The following is a 22,367-nucleotide window of genomic DNA, read 5'->3' on the forward strand; positions in this document are numbered from 1 at the left end:
CTCAATCCACCCATGCCCGGACATTGGTGGCAACAGCCACGGTCTTATTGTCCTGGTTTACACATTCGACATCCGCATAGGCGCGCCGCTTTTCCTCGTCGATACGGGTCAATGTATATGTTGTCGATATGGTGTCGCCGAAGAAAACCGGAGCGGTAAACCGGATACGATCATATCCGAGTGATACCGTTCGCCCCAGATAGAGCCGGGCAGAAGCTGCAGACATCAAGCCGAGCAGCAACGTGCCATGTGCGATGCGGCGACCGTATCGGCCGCGGCTCATGTAGACTTCATCGATATGATTGGGCGAAAAGTCCCCGGTTATTCCTGCATAGAGATAAACGTCCGCTTCGGATATCGTCTTGGTGAAGACTACGCGACTGCCAATCTTGACATCCGGCTTGCCAGCTTCCTGCATGCTCATTCTCCTATTATTTTACGCCGGCGAGACCCAGCCAGTCTGACAACACCTCCTCCGTGTGCTCACCCAAGGCAGGCGGAGCGGTCCATTCTGACGAAATGTCGAAATCACGGAACTTGATGGCAGACCCAATCATCGGCATCGTTGTGCCATCCTGTTTGCGGGCCTCGACGCGCATGTTGCGAGCCAATGTCTGCGGATGCTTGAAGACGCCCTCCATCGTATTGACCGGGGCGCAAGGGACGTTGGCAGCATCAAGCTTCGCTGCAAGTTCGGCCACGGACCACTTAGCCACCTCAGCATCAAGGATCGCGTAAAGCTCCTTGCGGTGGGTAACCCGGTCTTTCATCGTGGTAAAACGTGCATCCTGAAGCAGATCCGTACGGCCCAGCACCTTCAGCAAGGCTTCATAAAGCCGTTGCACGGCAGCGCCGATGACGATCCACCCATCAGTTGCTTTGAATGCCTTGTAGGGTACATTGCTGGCATGTTCTGAGCCCCATTTGGGACGCAGGTTGCCCATCAACAACCACTCCAGGCCAGCGTCGACCAGATAACTCACCAGGCCTTCGAAGAGGCTGGTTTCGACATAACTGCCGCGTCCTGTCCGTTCGCGCTGGTACAAGGCGGTCAGGATAGCGCTGAGCGCATATTGTCCGCAGACCAGGTCGAAAACGGATGTTCCCAGCTTAATCGGCGCGCCATCGGGCTCACCGGTCAAGCTCATAAAGCCACCTTCAGCTTGTATGGTTAAATCGAAAGCACCCTTATCCCGCAAGGGCCCAGTCGCGCCCATGCCGGAGATGGAGGCATAAATCTGACGCGGATTCTTCGCCGACAATTCGGCGTAGCCGAGCCCCATACGCTCCATCACACCAGGGCGGAAATTCTCCACCACGATATCGGCCTTTTCAGCCAACTGGCGAGTGAGAGCCAGTTGTTTCGGATCTTTGGCGTCCAGCACCACAGAACGCTTGTTCCGGTTCACAGCCAGGAAGCCCATGCTCTTTCCGTCATAAAAAGGCGGGCCTTGATGGCGGATGGGATCGCCTTCAGGTGCTTCGATCTTCACCACGTCGGCGCCGAGATCGGCGAGCAGCATGGTGCAAAAGGGTCCGGCAAAGAGTCTGGTGAAATCCGCTACCTTTACACCCTTGAGCGGTTTGTCTTGCATAAAACTCTCCTCAATCACTCCAATCTCATTGAAGGGCCAGCAGGTCCATACGGACGCGGCCAGTCTCCTCGCGCCTAAAACCGATATGCTTCAGCCATGACGAGTCATCGCGGTCGGGATAGTCCCTACGCTGGTGTGCACCTCTACTTTCTGTACGCGCTAAAGCAGCCTGCAGGATTAGGCCTGCAACCAAAGTCATGTTGCGGCAGGAGCGCGCCCCTAAAGCCTCGTCTAACGTTTCGCGCGGTAACTCTTCCGCCACCCGACTAAGGCGAGTCATTTCCTCCAGTCCTTTCCGCAACCCTTCAGCGGTGCGGAAAAGCCCCGCCGATGCACTCATGATCGCCCTTATTGCCTGCTTGATCTGATCAACCTCGCCTGCCCCTTTTCGGCTCTGCCCTGCGAGGAACATGTCGAGTGCCTCGGCATGAACCCTGTTCCAATCCGATACCTGTGGATTTCTTCCCTGGGCGGCCATGGCGCGTCCAACCAGCCAGCCCATAGCGATAGTTTCGCCGCCGCCATTCCCTGCCAGACGGCTGGCGCCATGGACTCCGCCACTCGCCTCGCCGACAGCATAGAGGCCCGGAACGCCGGTCCAGCCGTCGGCATCGATCGATATGCCGCCCATCTCGCTATGAGCTGCCGGACGAACCCTCGCGCCCTGCGTCCGCGGCTCCAGGCCTGCGTTGCGCAAGCGCCTGCAGTGAGACACGTAGCTCTCCAGCTTCTCCGGTGGCACTACCGTGGTGTCGAAGAGCACGGTACCGTCAGGAAATGCACGCCCTTCGTCGATCTCCTGCTGAATGCAGAGAGACATGCGTGCCTTTTCGATCTGCCTTTCGCCATATTCTGGGTTGTAGCGGAACATGAACCGCTCCCCCTTCGCATTCAGCAGATGCGCGCCGTCGCCAAGCATGGCCGTAGGCATCTCCATGCCGCGACAATCAGATGGTTCTACGACCACGACGGGCTCGAACTGGACAAACTCCATGTCGATGAGAGTCGCGCCAGCCTCAAGCGCCAAAGCGTAAGCATCGGCAGCAACGTCGGCTGGATAGGTGCTGTCATGATAAAGCTGGCCGATGCCGCCCATTGCCAGCAAGACCGAACCGGCATGAACAGCGAGCAGCTGGCCAGTGCGACGATCAGCCAGCAATGCCCCTACCACCGCGCTATTGTCACGCAGCAGCGCGACCACCCGATAGCCGGACCAAGCGGACACTCCGATTGCTTCGGCATGCCGGACAAGATGTTCCAGCATTACCTTGCCGAGGCCTTCGGGGATATAAACCGAGCGCGGATATCTGTTGCCAGACAGATGACGCTGCCGATACCCCCTTTCATCGCGTGCAAAGGGGATGCCCAAACGTACGAGGTCCTCGAACGACGCAACAGCATTCTCAGCCAGCGCCTTCACGAGCCTGCGATCGTTTAGATGATACCCTCCCTCCAGCATGTCGGTGGCATACTGCTCGGGCGCGTCACGAGGATCTACCGCACCAAGTGGCACGTTGGCGCCGATGATGTAAGGCGAAGCTCCGCGCGCCAGATAAGCCTGTCCAACTCTGGCCCCGGCCTCCCGGGCGGCAATAGCTGCCCGATATCCTGCGATTCCGCCGCCGAGGACGAGGATATCGACCTCGGCAACTTCGATATCTCTCGGCGTCACGCTCCCTCCTCGGTCTGGCGCTGCGCCACGGCAGGCGCGCCGAAGACAAAACGAGACAGAATGGCAGCCGCAATCAGTCCGGCCCCGAGTAGATCTGAAGTCAGGCCAGGCTTGATCAATGCTATGGCCCCAACACCGAGCAGGATACGCTGGTACCAGGTCGCATGAGCGCGGAACAGATAGCCTTGCACTGCAGCGGAGAGCGCAATCACTCCAACCACCGCCCCCACCATCGTCGTTATGACTTCTACGGTGTCGCCCTGAAGCAGCAATGACGGGTTGTAAACCCAGATGAAAGGCAGCAAGAAACCGGATAATGCCAGCCGGAAGGCAATGAAACCTGTCTTCGTGGCATCGCCCTTGGCGATTGCGGCGCCGGCATAGGCTGCAATTGCAACTGGCGGCGTCACATTGGCCATTACACCGAAATAGAAGACAAACATATGCGCCGCCAGCGGATCGACACCAAGAGTCGTCATTGCCGGCACAACCAGCGCGGCAAGGACGATATACACCGCCGACGTTGGCAGCCCCATTCCAAGGACGATCGAGATCGCCATCGTCAGAACAAGCAAGACAAAAAGATTGCCGCCTGAAAAATCGATCAGTATCCCTGAAAGTCTCAGAGCCAATCCGGTTAGCATCAGCACGCCGATGGTAATCCCGGCGCAGGCACAGGCCGCGGCAACCTCAAGCATGCCGTTGCCTCCGCGCTTCAACGCATCCCACAGCTTAGCGGGCCCCATGCGTGTCGAACTGGATATCCAGCTAACCGCAACAACTGCCAGCACGGCATAGAATGCCGCCTTAAAAGGCGTATATTGCGCCACGACCAGCAGCAGAATCAGGATGATCAGCGGCGTTGCCAGATGCCAGCCGGTGCAGAAAATCTTCCATGCGCTCGGCAGTTCGTTGCGAGGCAGGCCTTTGATACCTTGGCGAGCTACCTCAAAATCCACCATGAAGAAGAGGGCCACATAGTAGAGCAAGGCCGGCAGGGCGGCAGCGACCATAACCTCCGAATAGGGGCGCCCAAGAATTTCCACCATGATAAAGGCCGCAGCCCCCATGACAGGCGGCACGATCTGGCCGCCAGACGAAGCCGCCGCCTCAACTGCACCTGCAAAATTGGAATGCAGGCCAGACCGCTTCATTACTGGAATGGTGAAAGTGCCGGTGGCCACCGTATTCGCCACTGCACTACCGCTGACGGTTCCCATCAACGAGCTTGCCAGGATCGCAACCTTTGCCGGTCCGCCGCGGAACCAAGCCAAAGCGGCATAGCTCCAGTCAATGAAGAACTTTCCAGCCCCGGATACTTCGAGGAAGGCAGCGAAGATCACGAAGATGGCGACATAGGTCGCAGAGACCTGCAATGGAGTACCTGCCATCCCGGATGCAGAGACATAAAAAGTCGCCGCGAGCCGCTCTATGTCGAATCCGCGATGAGCCAGCAAGTCTGGCAAATACGGTCCGACAAAAGCATAAATGATGAAAATAACAGCCAGTGCAGGTAACGCCCAGCCTAGGATGCGCCGCGTTCCCTCCAGCACTATCAGCGTGGCGATAATCCCGAGCACGATGACGGCTTGGGAAGGATCGCCCGCACCACGCTGCGAGATTTCCATGAAATTCAAAACGACATAGATACCAACCGCGGCTGAGGCCACTACCAGCGGCGCATCTACGACCCAGCGAAGACTACGAAATTTAGATTCCGGACCGAATACTGGCCTGGTCAGGAAAATCAGCACCAGTGCGAAGCTAAGATGCACGTATACCTGCTGTAAGGTCGGCAACGTGCCTCGAAAACTGGTGTAGAGATGAAAGAGAGAAAGCAGAGCAGCAAGATTCCCGGCCAGCAGGGCTGGCCAGGGCTCCTTGTTATTCAGAGTTTTCATCATGGCGGAAGAAGGATCGGCCATGTCAAAGCAGTCCTTTTTCCTTCAGATATGCTTCGGCGCCAGGATGGAACTCGATCACTCCTTTGATGCCGCGGGTAGCATTCTCTTTTTTCCAGTCCGGTCCCAAGGAATGGGATTTGCTCAGCTCTTCATTGTTCTCAAGAAGCGCCTTGGTGATCGCGTACACAGCTTCCTTGCTCAGCTTCTTGCTGGCCAAGAGGATCGTCGAGACACCGAAGGAATTCGGGATGTCATTCGGATGACCTTTATAGATTCCACCGGGAATGGAAACCTTCGACCAGTACGGACGCTCTTTCAGGAGCTGGTCCAGAATCTCCGGCTCGGGGTTGAGGAAAACGACATTCTCGCCTTCGGCGCTGGTCAGATCGATCACTGCGGCAGTTGGGAAGGAACTGATAACCAATGCCGCATCGATGGTGCCGTCACGCAAAGCGCCAGGGCCGTCGCCGTGCGACAGGTATTCTGGACGCCAATCCTTGCCCATTTCGAGACCGTGGGCCTTGAGCACGATCTCGCCGATCGAGTTGCCGATAGAGCCGGCAGCACCCAGCGATACACGCTTACCCTTCAGGTCCCGGATCGATTTGATGCCCGTGCTCTTGAGCGTATAGAGATGCCAGAAGATGCCGTGGCCACCGATCACCCCGGCGAAGTCACTCATCTTCTCCTTGAAGGGCGGCTGACCATGGACTGCCAAGTAGGCTTCCGCACTGGTGGCAAAGGCCAGCTCAAGCTTGTTGTTGCCCATCAGCTTAAGATTATCGACCGTTCCGCCGGTGATCTCAGCGGTCACCTTGAGCTCGGGATATGTCTTGCTGATCAAGCTGGCCATTACGCCGCCCAGCGAGAACCAGGTTCCACCAACACTAGACGTACCCAGAGACAGGAACTGACTCTTGGGTTTTGGCATTTCTGCCAGGGCAGAGCCCGTGGCCATCAAGCCGATGACAGCCGCGGCTGACATCGCCAGTGTTGTCTTCTTTATAACGGATAAGAATTCCATTGTTTCCTCCCAATGGTTGCCAGTAAGCTTTCTTCCAACCCTCTAGATCGCTAGATTCTACTCACCCCAATTAGACAACTCCTCCATGTGCGAGCAGAGCGGACTGCGATTTCGAACTGTCGCTAGGCAGTTGAAAGTTCTTCATCGCTGTTTCGACGATATATTTGCCGATCGGCATGGCCGATGTAGCAGCTGGCGACGGCGCATTGCAGACGTGCATCGTTCGCGCAGTGGACTTGATCAAAAAGTCATGGACCAATGTGCCGTCAGGTAAAACGGCCTGCGCGCGAACGCCTGCCGGGTATGGCAACAGATCGTCCTCGGTCAGCTCAGGGCAGTATTTCTGACAGAGAGCAAGGTACTGGCGCTTGAATAAAGAATTGCGCATCTCGTCAATTCCGGAGCGCAGATTACGCCGCAAGACATTCCAGAAACCGCGATAGGACACCATCTGCGCCACATCGCGGAGATTGAAGTCACTCTTGCGATAGCCTTCGCGCTTCATCGCCAGGACGGCATTGGGCCCGACTGTGACAAAGCCACCGATCATTCGCGTCAGATGGACGCCAAGAAACGGCAAGGCAGGATCCGGCACCGGATAGATGAGGTGGCGAACGATATCGTCCTTTGCCGGCGGTAGGCGGAAGTACTCCCCACGGAACGGCACGATCTGAAAGTCATCTGCCAGTCCACACATGGCAGCCAGCCGGTCCGCCATCAGCCCCGCACAGGCAATCAAGTAGCGGCTGCGTATCGTGCCGGTCTCTGTTTCCAATATTACTGTTTCTGGCTCTTCCCGGATGTTAAGGACCGCGTTGCCCAGTTCAATTACGCCGCCAGCTACGCGGAAATCCTCCGCCATCGCCTGAGTAACCGCGGTGTAGTCCACAATCCCAGTCTCAGAGACGAAAAGCGCTCCTTTGCCGACGATCCGCGGTTCACGCCGACGCAGTTCGGTGTCGTCCAGTCGTTCTATCGAGAGACCATTTTCCTGGGCACGCTTGTACAACGCCCCCATTCTGGCCAGCTCTATTTCATTGGTCGCAACAATAAGCTTGCCGCAGGTCTCGAATGGCAAACCGTGCTGCTGGCAGAAGTTTTTTGTCGCCACCAGCCCTTCCCGACAGAAACGGGCCTTCAGACTGCCTGGCGCGTAGTAAACACCAGCATGGATGACACCGCTATTATGTCCCGTCTGGTGTGCTGCCAGGACTTGTTCTTTGTCCAGAACCAGGATCGACGCGCCCGGTTGACGCTCAATCAAGTGAAGAGCCGTCGATATCCCGACGATGCCGCCACCGATGATGGTAAAGTCGACCTGCATCGATGTCGGACTCACCGCTTCTTAGGACCGAGCCCATTGCGGATCTGCGATAGTGACGCATTCGGAGTCAGCGCCTCCGGATCGATACGCAGCTCGATAATGGATGGTTTTCCGGATGCACGGGCGCGCTGGAAGGCCGCGGCGAAATCCTCCGTCTTCTCTACTATTTCACCATGACCGCCACAGGATTCTGCGAACTGGGCAAAATCGGGGTTCATCAGGTCCGTTCCAGAGACGCGGCTAGGATAGTCGCGCTCCTGGTGCATGCGAATGGTGCCGTACATGCCGTTGTTCGCGATGACTACGATGACGGGCAGGTCGTAACGCACCGCCGTGGAGAATTCCTGGCAGGTCATCATGAAGCAACCGTCACCGGCAAAGCAGACAACGGGCCGGTCTCTATGGACGAATTGCGCAGCAATGGCTGCTGGCAGACCATATCCCATCGAACCGGAAGTCGGAGCAAGCTGACTTCGGAACCGCGAGTAGAGGTGGAACCGATGCACCCAAGTCGCATAGTTTCCCGCCCCATTGGTCACAATGGCCTCCGGCGGCAGCATGTCGCGGAGAGAGGCGACGATCTTTCCGAGATTGACCCCGCCGGGCACTGCGGTCGGCTGTATGAAGGCCTCGAACTCCCGACGCGCGGCTGTGGTCCAGTCCAGCCAGCGGCAGTTTTCAGCCCCCGGCAATCTCGTCAACGCTTTGACAAATCTATGGGGGGAAGCATTGATGCCTAGATCAGGCCGATAGACGCGGCCCAACTCTTCCGCGTCGGCATGCACATGCACCAGAACCTGTTGCGGCGATGGAACCTGCAGCAGCGTGTAGCCGCTTGTCGTCATCTCGCCGAGGCGAGCACCAATGACCACAAGCAGGTCCGCGTCGCGTACGCGGCGGGCAAGATTGGCATCAATCCCGACGCCCACATGGCCTGCATAGAAAGGATTTGTGTTGTCGAAATAATCCTGGCAGCGGAAAGAAGCTCCAACTGGGATCTTATGCGCCGCCGCAAAGGCCTGAAGATCGGCGGCCGCTTCCGCCGTCCACCCACCGCCACCAACGATGACGAAAGGCCGCTCGGCTGCAGCCAGCAACGCCTGCAACCGCTCCAACTCCGGCTGTCCGACATCAGTCTCCACCGGCTGCCAGGGACGAGCCGGTATAGCCTCGACTTTGTCGCGCAGCATATCTTCTGGCAAGGCCACCACAACGGGGCCCGGCCGGCCGGCCGTTGCCGTATGAAAGGCACGGCTGACGATTTCGGGCATGCGCTCGGCGGCATCAACCTCCAAAACATCCTTGGCCATCTGGCCGAAGACGCGCCGGTAATCCAATTCCTGGAATGCCTCCCGGTCTCGCATGTCGCGTCCGACCTGCCCAATGAACAGGATCATCGGCGTGGAGTCCTGAAACGCGACATGAAGGCCGGCACTTGCATTGGTCGCACCAGGCCCTCGTGTAACAAAGCAAATTCCTGGCCGCCCAGTCAGTTTTCCATGGGCCTCCGCCATCATCGCAGCGCCGCCTTCCTGGCGGCAAACGACCAATTGGATATCCGGAGCATCATGCAATGCGTCCAGGACAGCCAGATAGCTCTCACCGGGAACGCAGAATGCGCGGTCGACACCATTGATCTGCAGCGTGTCAACCAGCAGCTGGGCGCCGGTACGAACAACCGGAGCGTCGCCTTCCTGCTTGCGGCCTGCAATCGACAGAAGAGCAGAGTTCATATTGGACATGGCAACACTCACGCAAAAGCATCCAAGCCGAGCAGCTTACGACCGATGATGAGATAGTTGATCTGCGTGGTGCCATCCGGAATGGTCAGCATGCGTGCCGAGCGGAAGTAGCGTTCCACGGGGAATTCTCTCGACAGACCAAATGCGCCATGCACCTGGATCGCCTTAGAGGTGATGCGCTGCACAGCCTCGGTGGTAAAAGCCTTGGCCATCGCCGCTTCAGTATTTGAGCCCACCTGTCGATCCAGAAGCGCAAGTGCGCGGAATACCATCAGGCGAGAAGCTTCGAGCTCAATCGCCATTTCCGCGATCAGCTGCTGTACCAGCTGATGTGCGCCGATGGGCTTGTCGAACTGCACGCGCTGTTTGGCATATTCGATGGCGGCATCGAGGCTGGCGCGCCCAAGACCAAGCGCCAGCAGCGAGATGAAGCAGCGGGATCGTTCGAAACCGCGCATGGTCTCGCGCAAACCACCGCCGAGCTTGCCAAGAATATTGCTAGCCGGGACGACTACATCATTGAAAATGATCTGACCGAGCGACCAGCCGTTCAGCCCCAGTTTTTCGACTTCTCTTGTTTCAAACCCATGCTCCTCTCGATCGACGAGGAACATCGTGAATTCCTGCTCGCCCGTTGCAGCAACCAACACAACGTAGTCCGCAACCGAGCTGTTCGATATCCACAGCTTTTCACCTGTAATGCGATAGCAGTCGCCCTGGCGCACCGCCTTGGTCCGCATGCCACGCACATGCGATCCAACATTTGGCTCACTGATTGCCGAGCAGCCGATGAGATCGCCGGCAAGCGTCGGCCCAAGATACCGTTCCTTGATTTCCGGCGAGCCGGCATGAAACACTTTGATAGCCGCGCCCTCGTTGACGAAGGCCGCGCCAGCAAGGTCAGCTGAAACCCGGGCAAGCTCTTCGTAGAGGAGCCCGCTGGTCACAAAGTCGAGGCCGAGTCCACCCCCCTCTTCGGGCACCCAGCCATTGCCGACCCCATACTCGCCGGTGGCCTTGAGCAGCCGTTTCAGTACGTCCTTGGGGAAATAGGAATCGCGATGCAAATCGGTGATGGGCCGAATTTCGCGCTCTAAAAAACGGCGCCAGTTTTCAACGGCCATCCGTTGTTCGTCGGACAACTCAAAGTTCATTTTAATCCGTTTCCTGCCCTAATCGCCCCGCGGTTAAGCGGCGGCGCGCAAAGTTCATGTACCACATCATTTATCTATGATCAATGATGAATGATCATAGTCAAGTACCCAATTTTGCGCTTTAAGTTTAAGGCAGCCTGCAAAAGCTACTTGTAGTTGTACACAGAAATAAGACGATATACAGGAACTGCTCAAATCCAGCGGGCTAAAGGCTAATATCCCCTTAAGACACCACTGCCCTTCGTTAAGAGAACCGCGTTGATTTCTAGAATGAACAGTTGATCACACCGAGGCGACCCCGCGGAGTTATCAAAGCGGGGAGCCTGTAGCCCACCCGCAGCGACCATCCGGTTGGTTGCAAACGGAGCCTACAGCTAATCGATCAGTAACCCAGAACACCCGGCAGCCAAGTGACCAGCGGCGGGAAGGCGATGAAAGCCACCACCAGCACCAGCATGGCTGCGACGAACCATACCGCCCAGCGTACCGTCTGCTCGATTGGCACACCGGCCAGCTTCGATGACACCATCAGGTTCACCGCCATCGGCGGCGTGAACTGGCCAATCGCAACCATGTAGGTGAGCAGCACGCCGAACCAGACGGGATCCCAGGCGAAATTACGCATGATCGGCAGCAGCAGCGGCAAGAAGATCAGGAAGATCGAAATGCCGTCCAGCACCATCCCAATACCGAGCAGCAGCACCATGATGATCGCCATCGTGGCATGGGAGCCAAGCCCACTAGCCGCTATGGCCCGCGCCAGCGGGTCGACAATGCCCAGCGTGCTAACCGCATAGGCAAATATACTGGCCAATGCCAGCACCACCATGATGATGCCAGAGGTCTCTGCCGCTTCGACGAAGATGGCGAGCAGATCGCGCGGCTTGATCTTGCGATGCACCACCATGCCAACAAAAAGACCATAGACGACGGCAACCACAGCGGCTTCAGTCGGCGTGAACCATCCAGCGCGCATGCCGCCGAGAATCAGTACCGGCGCAGCCAGACCCCAGAGCGCACCGACGAAGGAGGGCCAAAATGGCGGCCGCGGAAGGTTGGCTTCTGCAAGACCGAAACCGTGCCGACGCGCCAGCCAGACGGCGGGGATCATCAGGGCCAGACCAGCCAGCACACCAGGGATCAGACCGGCAGAAAACAGCGCCGGCACCGAGGCACCCGGCACCAGCACGGAATAAACGATGAAGGCAATCGAAGGCGGAATCAAAATATCGGTCGCGGCTGCAGCGCCGATCACCGTTGCCGAATAGCCTCCCGGATAACCGGCGCGCTTCATCGCCATCAGCATGACGCCGCCAACGGCCGCTGCATTGGCCGGACCGGAGCCGGAAATGCCACCCAGCAGCATAGCGACGGCTATGGCCACCACCGGCAGCATGCCGGGGCGGCGCCCCAGGATCGCAATGGCAAAATTAACCAGCCTTTCGGCCACGCCTGAGCGGTCGAAGACAACGCCTACAAGCACGAACATTGGCAGTGCCAGCAGCGGATACTTTGCCAGTCCGGCATAGAAGTTGTTCGGGATCGACATGAGGCCGAGGTCGGCCATGCCAATGCCAAGGCTGCCAGCCAGCATGAGCGCCACGCCGATCGGCACACCAGCCAGCATCAGCACGATGAAAAGAAGGAAGATGATGAGGCCGATCATTTGCGGCGCCACACCCGCAGGAAAACCTGCAAACCCCGGATCGCGATGACAATGGAAAGCACAGGCAGCCAGACGCTGTACCACCATTGCGGCACACCGATACCGGGGGAGGTTACCTCATATTGGTAATCGTCATAGGCGAAGCGGCTGGCAAACACAGCCAGCAGCGTAAAAGCGAGCACAGTCATCGCCGCGGAGAACAACGCCAGCAGACGGCGGCGCTGCGGAGAACCGCTGTCGAAAAAGACTTCGATGCGGATATGGCGGTCGCGATAGACCGCCGCAGACGCAGCGACCAATGTCACCACCACCATGAGCGAAATCGAAATTTCCTCTGTCCAGGCAAAAGACTGGCTGGTGAAGTAGCGCACCAGGACATTGGCGAAGGTGATCAGGGCAAGCGCCACCATGCAGGCTGCGCCAACCCAGTCTTCCCATTTCAGCCGCTCGGGCTGGGAGGCCTCTTTGAGAGGTTCAGCTTCGGAGGGTATGGACAAGAGTCGCTCCGGCGGAAAAGGCAAAGGCCGGAACGGCGAGCGTGCCGGCCTTTGCACAACTCAGACCTAAGAATTTTACGCCTTCTTGCGTGCCGCGACCGCGGCTTCGGCTTTCTTCACCAGATCGATACCGATCTGCTGCGCCCACTTGTCATAAGCCGGCTTCACCGCCTGCTTGAAGGCATTCTTCTCGGCTTCGGTCAGTTCGGTGACGGTGACCCCCAGCGCCGCGACCTCCTTGACCAGCGACTGATCGTCAGGGGTAAGACCCTTGCGGGCAATGGCGATCTCCTGCTTCCCAGCATCGATCGCGGCCTGGCGCACGATATCGCGATCCTTCGGCGTCCAGGAATTCCAAACGTCCTTGTTGGCAACGAAGATCAGCGGATCAGCCACATAGCCCCAGCGCGTCACATACTTCTGCGCAAGCGTGTGCAGCTTCGCCGCAGTGAAGATGTGCAGCGGGTTTTCTTGACCTTCGACAGCGCCGGACGCCAGCGCCGGCTGCGCATCGGCCCAGCTCATCTGGGTCGGGTTGGCGCCCAGAGCCGTAAAGGTATCGTTGAAGATCGGCGAACCGACGACGCGGAACTTCAGGCCCTTCATATCGGCCGGCGTGCGGATCTCGCGTTTGGAATTGGTCACCTCACGGAAGCCGTTTTCACCCCAGGCCAGCGGAACGACACCATTCTTCTCGACAAGCTGCATGATCTCCTTGCCGACCTCACCCTGCACCAAGGCATCGAGACCGGCATGGTCCTGCGCCAAGAAGGGCAGCGAGAAGAGGTTGAGCTGCTTGATCTGCGGAGACCAGTTGATCGTCGAACCGACGGCAAGATCGATGACGCCCTGGCGAATCGCGGTGAACTCGCGAGTCTGATCGCCGTTCACCAGCGAGACGCCTGGATACATCTTGATGTTGATGCGGCCTTCGGTGCGCTCACGCACCAGCTTGGCCCAGATATCGCCACCTTGGCCCCAGGGGAACGGCAAGCCAACCACCGTGGAGAGCTTGTACTCATCCTTATATTTGCCCTGCGCCATCGACGGGCGGGTAAAGAAATAAGGGGCGGCAGTGAAGGCCGCGCCGGCAACACCGGCCTTGAGCAGCGTACGACGATCCATGTTGTTTCCTCCGTTTCGATTTCCGCATTGGACTGCGGTATTTCATGTACCTTATGTGACGCAATACAATATCGGCCGCGCAAAGCCAATATGCCTCATGCTAGCGGTTCTCAGCGCCCGAGCAATGCCTTCGCCTTGGCCACGATGCGGTCCGGCGTGACGCGGACTTCCGCCTCAAGCAGCGGCGCATAGCCAACCGGCACCCGCGGGCCGCCGAGACGAGCCACCTTTGCCATCCCCTCTTCTGCCAGCGTCGCGGCGATTTCCGCACCGAAACCGGCAACTTGCACAGCTTCGTGCACAATCAGGACGCAGCCGGTTTTCCGTGCAGAGGTAAAGACGGTTTCCCGGTCCCACGGCCAGAGCGTGCGCAAGTCGATGACTTCGGCCTCGATCCCGTGATTGGCCAGTTGCGCTGCTGCTTCCGCCGACCAGATGGCAGCTTTGCTCCAGCTGACGATAGTGAGGTCCCGACCTTCGCGCAGAATACGGGCTCGCCCGATATCGACGCGCTGCGTGGCATCGACCTCGCCTTCCGTTGCCCAGAGTTCCTTATGTTCGAAATAGGCGACCGGATCGCCGCACTGCAGCGCAGCCTGCAACAGGCTGTAATTGTCCTGCGGCGTGGATGGCGCCAGCACCACCAGGCCCGGCACATGGGCAAACCAGCTTTCCAGAGATTGAGAGTGCTGCGCGGCGGACGCGCTCCAGATGCCGATCGGCATACGGATTACGGCCGGCACCCTCCCCTGGCCGCCGAACATAAACCGATTCTTGGCGGCCTGGTTGACGATTTCGTCCATGGCGCAGAGGGCAAAATCAATCACCCGCATCTCGACGACCGGCTTCAGTCCGGTCAGCGCCATACCGACTGCGGCGCCGACAATCGTGGCTTCCGAAATCGGCGTGTCGATTATCCGCTCGGGCCCGAAATCCTCCAGCAACCCGCGATACTGGCCAAAAATACCGCCGCGGCCGAGATCCTCACCCAAAGCCACAACACTGGCATCCGCCTGCATGGCCGCTTTCAACGAAGCCGCAGCGGCAGCGGCATAATTCATCACTGCCATTGTCCGGCTCCGGTATCCTGAATTTCCGACCAGGCTGCATCCTTAGCCGGCCAGGGTGCCGCGAGTGCCGAACGCACAGCGGCAGCAACCTCATCGCGAGCTTGCTGCATCACCGCATCGATCTGCGTCTGCTCTATCCCCTGGGCGCGCAGTTGCTCGGCAGCGATCAGCAGCGGATCGCTCTTCAGCGCAGCTTCGAGTTCTGCCGGATCGCGATAGATGGCAGGATCGACCGAGACATGGCCTTTGAAACGATAGGTTCGGGCATGCAGAAGTCGCGGCCCCTTCCCGGCACGGATATCGGCGATCAGCTGCCGTGCCGTCTCGCTTACGGCGACGACATCATTGCCGTCCACTTCTTCCGCTTCAATGCCATGGGCGCGCGCCCGCGCCGCAGCACCGCCGCCGGCCGACATCGTGCCGGTCTTCGTCGTTGCCGACCATTGATTGTCTTCACAGACGAACAGAATCGGCAGCTGGAAAGCCGCAGCCCAGTTCAGACTCTCGGCGAAGGGGCCACGATTGATTGCACCATCACCGAAGAAAGTCACGGCGATGGCATCGGCCTTCCTGATCTTGATGGATTGTGCCGCGCCGACTGCAATCGGAACTCCAGCGGCAACAACGCCATTGGCGCCCAGCATGCCGACGGAGAAATCAGCGATATGCATCGAGCCGCCGCGCCCGCCGCAAAAGCCGCTCGCCTTGCCGAACAGCTCGTGCATCATGCGTTCAAGATCCGCCCCCTTGGCCAGCGTATGCCCATGGCCGCGATGGGTGGAGGTGAGATAATCGGCGGGCTTGAGGTGGGCGCAGACACCAGCCGCTACGGCTTCCTGACCGGTGGAAAGGTGCAGCGGCCCACGTACATTGGCCTGACTGCCAGCCGTCTGGCCAAAAGCAGCGACGCCGCCGCGGCTTGCCTCTTCTGCCGCATCCTCGAAAGCACGGATGCGACACATGGCGCGATACAGCTCCAGCAATCCGGGGCTGGTAATATTCGATTGTTTCACGGAGTGGCTTCTCGGGTGTTATTTCGTTCTTATGCTATCGATCCTAGCAAAGGTCGAAACGGCTCCGGAAGGGCCAGACGGCATAATCTGCGCGTCAACCTTCCTGTTTTCACTGAATGAACAAGTCAAAATCCGGTCTCGCGAATGCTAGCGAGCCACTGGCGAAGCACCAGTCCGTACCAGCGCGCATGCCGAACCCAGCCGCACGGAGCCGTGCTTTGGTCCAGCAAACCGAAAAATTAGGCAACACTACCGGTTGGTCGGAAAAGGAGAAAATGGCGCGCTCGAAGAGATTCGAACTCCTGCCCCAGATTCGCAGTTATGGGGCCAATCCATAAGTATTTGGAATTATGAAACTTTCCCGATTGCTTTGCGCCAGGAAAGCCCTGAATTGCCTGCAGAGTCCCAGACAAGCGGCGCGCTCAAAAGCTGAGGCCGTTAGCCTGTCCTATTCTCTGCCTTGCCTCCTCTCCGTATAGGCCGCTAACGCAATAAGCGATGCTGGAAGATCGACGCCGCCACGGCGAAGATCTTGCGTGGCTTTACGGCAGGCGGAGATATCGCCCCCACGCGCCACCGCATAAAGATGATCGGGCCGGCGCCATTTCTCTTCACCGCCAAGCGGTGTGGTCGCGTCCGACGAGGCATGCGGACTGGTGGCGGGCTCCGGGGCCGCCGAACTTGAAGCGGGTGCATTTGCCGGCGCATCCGCTTGCTGTCTGTCATTTGAGGACGACTCCGAACTCACGGAACCGCCGCCCTGGGTGCCTGTACCTTGGCCGTCTCGCCGTACGTCGCCTGGGCTCGTGCCAGAATTTCCTTCACTTGGTTTCTCCTGACCAGCCTGCTTCGTGGCCGAATCGACATAGCTGGCCAGCTCACGACAGATATTGGCTTCACCGGCTTGCGCGCCGCCCGCGGTCATGAGCAGCAGCAAAAACAGCAACAAAAAACTGCTACGCATCGCCAGCCTCCTTTTCGGTCGCATCACTCACCCTTACCTGGTGGGCATCAACAGTCGGCGGCGGGGTGATCGGCCCGCCGGCGGGCAGGCCTTCGGCACGCGTCCAGTCGAAGTCGTAGTCGCGGGCCGGACCGGCGAAATCGCGAACGGCCGGATCGACAAGCCAGGCCCTACGCAGGGCGGCCTTGCGCAGTTCTGCTGAAACGCCGGGATGCAGAAACCCCCGAATATCCGTCAGCGCGGTAATTTCCTCAATGGCTGGCAGCGCCGGCGGCGGTGTGTCGGGGTGCACGGTGGCAGCGGCGGGCGTTCCCTGTGCGGCACGCTTGCGTCTGGCCCATCGGGCAAATTGCGACCCAGTCATGCGGCCCCTCCCTCTGCAGCTCTAACCTGTACGACGCTTGAACGACGCTGGCGTTTGACGAATGGACGCTCGACATGGAAGGTTGCGATGAAAGCCTGCAGCTGCCGCTGAATCTCGAACGGCATCGCCACCGCCTCGACCAAAGTGGCAAACCCGTCCCCCATCGCCTCGCCTTCATAGGGATCGACCGTCGCAGCGCAAACGCGGCAGGAATCGCCGTCGGTGCGAAGCTGCACCCAGACCGAAGGCTGCAACGCCATGAGATTGTCGCAATAGTGCGCGGTCAGCGCCGGATGCAGCATCAGGCGGGCGCTGCCGGCAAAATGGCAGCTCTCCTGGTCATTCTCGAAGACGACCGTGCCGACCGGCGTAACTGGCACCGCCGGCAATGCGGCGCGCACCAGCCAAACGTGATCGGTCCAGGCGCTGTGCACACGCCGTCGTGCAACTATAAGCCCAATCTCAATACAAAATACTGACATGCGACTTAAAACTCCCTGCGCAGACGCGAAGTTTCCCAGCTATGACCGACGAGATTCTCACCCGGTTCGTCCACCCGGACGCTGGAAGCGGAAAACGCCCGATAAGCAGGTTCCCGCGCCGAAGGCAACGTCAGGCCGACGGCGACGGCAAGCAGGATGGCAATTGCGCTGCCGGTCAGGATCGCCCGCATCATTCACCCGCCTGCGAAGCGGGACGAGCCGGTTGCTCGCTGTCCGTTTGGCGCGATCGCCGCTCATCCACCCAGATGCGGTGATGATGCTGCGCCCAGGCCAGATCCACCTTGCCGTCGCCCATTGCGTCATAGGCACCCTTCATGCCGATCGTGCCGATATAGATATGGCTGAGGATCACGGCGATTAGCAAAATGCCCATGCCGGCATGCATATATTGCGCGACCTGCATGCCATTGATGTCGACCCAGACAAAGGGAAACAACAGCAGCAGGCCGGTGGCCGACAGCCAGATCCCACCCAGCACTACGGCCCAGAAAAAGAGTTTCTGGCCGGCATTGAAACGCGCCGCATCGGGATTCCCCCGGCCGAAAATGCCGCCGCCTGACTTCAGCCATTCCCAGTCGTAGCGGTTCGGCAGATTGTCGCGCAGCCAGAGCAGGATCATCACAAGAATCCCAACCATGAAGGGCCAGGAAAAGAAATTATGCGCATACTTCGCCCATTGTGACCAAGTGGCGAAGCCATCGGGTCCGACCAACGACATGATCAGCCGCTTGCCAAAAATGTAATTGAGTCCTGTCAGCGCCAACACGATGAAGCAGGTAGCCGTCATCCAGTGATTGGCGCGTTCCAGGAAATTGAACCGCTCGATCTTGCGGCCGGAGTCTTTCACGTCGCGGCCAAGGCGGCCTTTCACGAGATAGAAGGCTGCCAGCACCGCGATCAGGCTGAGGATAATGATTGCACCCGACCAAGGCAAAAGTCGTTCATGCACGTCCTGATATTGCCGGCCCTGCGGCTGCTCCAGAACTGCAGCCTGGCGCTGTGGCAGGGTGATGCGGCCCTCCAGCTTCTGCATCTCCTGCAGCAACTGCCGCTCTTGCTGTGCGGCTGCAGTAGGATTGACCTGGCCTGACGGCTGCGCCGTCACCGGCAAGGCCAGAAAAAGGAGTATCAGCATGCCGAGGATCGGAAAGAGCCGGCCGCGGGGAGCAATTCGCATCATAGTCCCTCACCCCGCTAAACTGCGATATCGCTGCGATAGGCCGTCCGCCAGCCCCAAGCGCCGGAGCCGTATCCGCGCTGACGTACGCGCTCACGATAGATCTGCGCGATCATCTCGCCGTCACCTGCCAGCAGTGACTTCGTGGAACACATCTCGGCGCAAAGCGGCAGCTTGCCTTCGGCCAGTCGGTTGCGGCCGTATTTGCGATATTCGTCTGCCGTGGAATCCTCTTCCGGACCCCCGGCGCAGAAGGTGCATTTGTCCATCTTGCCGCGGCTACCGAAATTGCCGACCTGCGGATATTGCGGCGCGCCGAAGGGGCAGGCGTAGAAGCAATAGCCACAGCCGATGCACATGTCCTTGGAATGCAGCACCACGCCATCTTCGGTCCGGTAGAAGCAGTCAACCGGACAGACCGCAGCGCAGGGAGCATCTTCACAATGCATGCAGGCCATGGAAATGGAGCGCTCACCCAGTTTGCCGTCATTCAGTGTAATCACGCGACGGCGGTTGATGCCCCAGGGCACGTCATGCTCGTTCTTGCAGGCCGTGACGCAGGCATTGCACTCGATGCAGCGGTCGGCATCGCAGAGGAATTTCATGCGGGCCATGCAGTGTTCCTCATGAAGTCGCGGCCTCGATCTGACACAGCGTCACCTTGCCTTCATGCATGTTGGTCACGGGGTCATAGCCATACGTGGTGATCGTATTGGCGCTCTCACCCAGAACAATGGGATCGGCGCCCTGCGGATAGCGCCCACGCAGATCGGCGCCCTGGTAGAAGCCAGCGAAGTGAAAGGGCATCCAGGCGACCCCGCGGCCGACCCGGTCGGTCACCAGGGCCCTCATCCGCGCCTTCGACTGGCTTTCAGGTCCGTATACCCAGACCCACTGACCGTCGCGGATGCCGCGCTCACCTGCGTCGGCAGGATTGATCTCGATGAACATCTCCTGCTGCAGTTCGGCGAGCCACCTGTTGGATCGCGTTTCCTCACCGCCGCCTTCATATTCGACCAGCCGGCCACTGCTCAGGATGAGGGGAAACTGGCGCGCCGTGTTCCGCTCGATCGCCGCCTTCTGTATCGAGAAGCCGTTATTGGGCATGCGAAACTGCCGCTCATCGGGTCGCGTAGGATATTTGCCGACTAATTCCACGCTGGGTGAGTAAATCGGTTCCCGATGCACGGGAATAGGGTCGGGCAGATTCCAGGCCACGGCGCGAGCCTTGCCGTTGCCGTAATGCATCACGCCATGCTGCAGGCAAACGCGCTGGATGCCGCCGGACAGATCGACAGCCCAAGACACTCGTTCGATCTCATCGCCGCCGATGCGCTGGATGATCTCCAGCTCTTCGGGCCGCAGATCGGCATCCCATCCGAGTTTCTTGAGCACGCCCACGGTGAATTCGGGATAGCCGTCGGTCAACTCCGAACCGGCCGTAAAAGAATCTTCCGCCAGCAGGGTCTCGCCATCACGCACCAAACCAAAGCGGGCTCGAAACGGGCTGCCGCCATCCATCACATGCAGATCGGTATTGTAGAGAATGGCCGAACCTGGATGGCGAAGTTCAGGCTTGCCCCAGCAGGGCCAGGGCAGGCCGTAATAATCGCCGCCGACCTCCGGATCGTCCTTCGGTGCGCGCAACGTGACGATATCGAATTTGTCCTGGTTACGCATATGTGCCTTGAGTCGCTCAGGTGACTGACCGCAATAGCCCGTGGACCAGCCACCACGATTGATTTCGCGGAGGATATCCTCGGCCACCGGCACGTTATTCTCGACCTTGATATTCTTGAACATCAGGTCGGCGAAGCCGAGCTTGCGCGCCAGCAAATACATGATCTCGTAGTCGTTTTTTGACTCAAAGGCTGGCTGAACGATCTGCTCTCCCCATTGCAGCGAGCGGTTTGAGGCCGTGCGCGAACCATGCATCTCCAACGAAGTGCAAGCCGGTAGCAGATAGAAATTGTCTTTGCGGGCCGACATGGAGGCGAAGGATGTCGGATGCGGATCTACCACCACTAATACGTCGAGCGCCTCTACGCCTCTCACGGCATCGGGAATGCGGGGCACAGTATTGCCGCCATGGCCCATTACCACCATGCCACGAATCCGCGTAGCCTGGTCGATCACATCTTCCGGCATAGTCACAGCGTCAAACCAGCGTGTCGACGTGATGCCCGGTGTTTCCATATTTTCGCGGCGACTGCGCGGTTTTCGGCCGACTTTGGCAGGTACTTCGTCAAAGCGACTTTCCAGCCACTCATAATCGACCTCCCAGACCCGGGCCCAGTGTTTCCAGGCCACCTCGGTCAGGCCGTAATAAAGCGGCAGGCTGGTGACATCGAGGCCGAGATCAGTTGCGCCCTGCACATTGGTATGCCCGCGGAATATATTAGCGCCGGTCCCCGGCTTCCCGACATTGCCGGTGAGCAGGAGGGCGAGGCAGGAGGCGCGTACATTGGCCGTGCCGACTGTCTTCTGCGTTTGCCCCATGCACCAGATCAGGGTTGCCGGCTTCTGCGTCGCCAACAGTTCAGCCACACGACGCAGCTGGTCACCCTTCACGCCGCTGATCCGCTCAACCTCTTCGGGAGGATAGCGTTCAATAACCTCGCGCACCTGGTCCATGCCATAAACGCGCTGGTTCAGAAATTCGGTATCTTCCCAACCATTCCTGACAACATGCCACATGATACCCATTAGAACCGGGATATCGGTACCGGGGCGAAGCCGCACATACATGGTCGCATGGGCGGCCGTGCGCGTGAAACGCGGATCGATCACGATCACGTTGGCGCGATTGATCTCTTTGCCTGCAAGAATGTGTTGCATCGAGATCGGGTGTGCTTCCGCCGGATTGCCACCCATGATGATCATGGTCTTGGAATTGCGCAGATCATTGTAGGAATTTGTCTGCGCACCATAGCCCCAGGTATTGGCGACACCAGCGACAGTAGTGGAATGACAGATGCGAGCCTGGTGATCGATGCTGTTGGTGCCCCAGAATGCGGCCAGCTTCCGCATCAGATAAGCGGCCTCGTTAGTGAATTTCGCTGAGCCTAGCCAGAAGACGGAATCGGCACCGCTCTCCTCCCGCAAGGTCTGCAGCTTGTCACCGATCTCTTCGATGGCTTGGTCCCAACCGATGCGCTGCCACCGGCCGTTGACGAGCTTCATGGGGTATTTCAGCCGTCGTTCGCCCTGAACGATCTCGCGGATCGCGGCACCTTTCGCACAATGGCTGCCACGGTTGATTGGGCTGTCCCAAGCCGGCTCCTGTCCGGTCCAGACACCGTTCTGCACCTCGGCAATCACCGTACACCCAACCGAACAATGCGTGCAGACATTCTTGCGCCGCTCCGTCGCTTCGCCCGGCGCCGGACCGGGCACCGCTTCGCTGCGAGTGACCATACCGATCGAAAGTGCTGCGAAGGCGCCGAGTCCGCCGGCGGCAAAGCCGGAGCGACGCAGAAAAGTGCGCCGGTCTACGGTGGAGTCAGGCGTCGCGGCAGCATTAATAGTGCCGAGGAACCTGCGGGTGCGGCCTCCCTGCCGGATCAACATGGC

20 protein-coding genes are annotated in these 22,367 nt (G+C 59.0%); all 20 read right to left on the reverse strand.

The features are described 5' to 3' along the window. Position 1 precedes the first annotated feature (1 nt). Complete coding sequence (locus tag Q0603_RS08665) at positions 2 to 418, reverse strand: MaoC family dehydratase (RefSeq protein ID WP_298724658.1); 417 nt, start codon at positions 416 to 418, stop codon at positions 2 to 4. 13 nt (positions 419 to 431) lie between these two features. Beyond that, complete coding sequence (locus Q0603_RS08670; protein WP_298724660.1) at positions 432 to 1,595, reverse strand: CoA transferase; 1,164 nt, start codon at positions 1,593 to 1,595, stop codon at positions 432 to 434. A gap of 25 nt (positions 1,596 to 1,620) precedes the next feature. Then, entirely contained in the window at positions 1,621 to 3,267 is a 1,647-nt protein-coding gene (locus Q0603_RS08675; RefSeq protein WP_298724662.1) for an FAD-binding protein, read from the reverse strand. Then, on the reverse strand, positions 3,264 to 5,192 hold the full coding sequence (locus Q0603_RS08680) for a TRAP transporter permease (RefSeq protein WP_298724664.1): 1,929 nt from the start codon (positions 5,190 to 5,192) through the stop codon (positions 3,264 to 3,266). Before Q0603_RS08680 ends, Q0603_RS08675 begins: the two co-directional genes overlap by 4 nt. Position 5,193: 1 nt before the next feature. Beyond that, complete coding sequence (locus Q0603_RS08685) at positions 5,194 to 6,195, reverse strand: TAXI family TRAP transporter solute-binding subunit (RefSeq protein ID WP_298724667.1); 1,002 nt, start codon at positions 6,193 to 6,195, stop codon at positions 5,194 to 5,196. A gap of 70 nt (positions 6,196 to 6,265) precedes the next feature. Further along, on the reverse strand, positions 6,266 to 7,519 hold the full coding sequence (gene lhgO, locus Q0603_RS08690) for an L-2-hydroxyglutarate oxidase (RefSeq protein ID WP_298724669.1): 1,254 nt from the start codon (positions 7,517 to 7,519) through the stop codon (positions 6,266 to 6,268). An 11-nt stretch (positions 7,520 to 7,530) separates the two neighbouring features. Beyond that, positions 7,531 to 9,261 carry a thiamine pyrophosphate-binding protein gene (locus Q0603_RS08695; RefSeq protein WP_366132468.1) on the reverse strand — a complete coding sequence of 577 codons (1,731 nt, stop codon included), beginning with the start codon at positions 9,259 to 9,261 and terminating at the stop codon, positions 7,531 to 7,533. A gap of 8 nt (positions 9,262 to 9,269) precedes the next feature. Further along, the gene (locus Q0603_RS08700; RefSeq protein WP_298724671.1) at positions 9,270 to 10,415 is read right to left on the reverse strand and encodes an acyl-CoA dehydrogenase family protein; all 1,146 of its coding nucleotides are present in this window, start codon (positions 10,413 to 10,415) and stop codon (positions 9,270 to 9,272) included. A 382-nt stretch (positions 10,416 to 10,797) separates the two neighbouring features. Next, entirely contained in the window at positions 10,798 to 12,081 is a 1,284-nt protein-coding gene (locus tag Q0603_RS08705) for a TRAP transporter large permease (protein ID WP_298724674.1), read from the reverse strand. Then, a complete protein-coding gene (locus Q0603_RS08710; RefSeq protein ID WP_298724676.1) occupies positions 12,078 to 12,578 on the reverse strand; it encodes a TRAP transporter small permease in 501 nt (166 codons plus the stop codon). Before Q0603_RS08710 ends, Q0603_RS08705 begins: the two co-directional genes overlap by 4 nt. 75 nt (positions 12,579 to 12,653) lie before the next feature. After that, positions 12,654 to 13,703: a DctP family TRAP transporter solute-binding subunit gene (locus tag Q0603_RS08715; protein ID WP_298724677.1), complete on the reverse strand. Its 1,050-nt coding sequence runs from the start codon at positions 13,701 to 13,703 to the stop codon at positions 12,654 to 12,656. A gap of 110 nt (positions 13,704 to 13,813) precedes the next feature. Further along, positions 13,814 to 14,773 (reverse strand): transketolase C-terminal domain-containing protein, encoded by a 960-nt coding sequence (locus tag Q0603_RS08720; protein WP_298724679.1) that lies wholly within the window; start codon positions 14,771 to 14,773, stop codon positions 13,814 to 13,816. Then, positions 14,764 to 15,786 (reverse strand): thiamine pyrophosphate-dependent dehydrogenase E1 component subunit alpha, encoded by a 1,023-nt coding sequence (locus tag Q0603_RS08725; RefSeq protein WP_298724681.1) that lies wholly within the window; start codon positions 15,784 to 15,786, stop codon positions 14,764 to 14,766. Before Q0603_RS08725 ends, Q0603_RS08720 begins: the two co-directional genes overlap by 10 nt. Positions 15,787 to 16,234: 448 nt before the next feature. Then, a complete protein-coding gene (locus tag Q0603_RS08730; protein ID WP_298724682.1) occupies positions 16,235 to 16,750 on the reverse strand; it encodes a hypothetical protein in 516 nt (171 codons plus the stop codon). Continuing rightward, positions 16,743 to 17,114 (reverse strand): DUF3306 domain-containing protein, encoded by a 372-nt coding sequence (locus Q0603_RS08735; protein WP_298724684.1) that lies wholly within the window; start codon positions 17,112 to 17,114, stop codon positions 16,743 to 16,745. The genes Q0603_RS08730 and Q0603_RS08735 overlap by 8 nt, the downstream gene beginning before the upstream one ends. Then, positions 17,111 to 17,596 (reverse strand): DUF3305 domain-containing protein, encoded by a 486-nt coding sequence (locus tag Q0603_RS08740; RefSeq protein WP_298724687.1) that lies wholly within the window; start codon positions 17,594 to 17,596, stop codon positions 17,111 to 17,113. The genes Q0603_RS08735 and Q0603_RS08740 overlap by 4 nt, the downstream gene beginning before the upstream one ends. A gap of 5 nt (positions 17,597 to 17,601) precedes the next feature. Next, positions 17,602 to 17,790, reverse strand: coding sequence for a hypothetical protein (locus Q0603_RS08745; RefSeq protein WP_298724689.1), 189 nt, complete (start codon positions 17,788 to 17,790; stop codon positions 17,602 to 17,604). After that, positions 17,787 to 18,752 (reverse strand): formate dehydrogenase subunit gamma, encoded by a 966-nt coding sequence (locus tag Q0603_RS08750; protein WP_298724691.1) that lies wholly within the window; start codon positions 18,750 to 18,752, stop codon positions 17,787 to 17,789. The genes Q0603_RS08745 and Q0603_RS08750 overlap by 4 nt, the downstream gene beginning before the upstream one ends. A gap of 59 nt (positions 18,753 to 18,811) precedes the next feature. Next, a complete protein-coding gene (gene fdh3B / locus Q0603_RS08755; protein WP_298724693.1) occupies positions 18,812 to 19,408 on the reverse strand; it encodes a formate dehydrogenase FDH3 subunit beta in 597 nt (198 codons plus the stop codon). A gap of 10 nt (positions 19,409 to 19,418) precedes the next feature. Then, positions 19,419 to 22,364, reverse strand: a complete 2,946-nt coding sequence (locus tag Q0603_RS08760; protein ID WP_298724695.1) for a formate dehydrogenase subunit alpha — start codon at positions 22,362 to 22,364, stop codon at positions 19,419 to 19,421. Between the last annotated feature and the right edge of the window lie 3 nt (positions 22,365 to 22,367).

The organism is uncultured Ferrovibrio sp. (assembly GCF_937960835.1).
GTDB lineage: Bacteria > Pseudomonadota > Alphaproteobacteria > Ferrovibrionales > Ferrovibrionaceae > Ferrovibrio.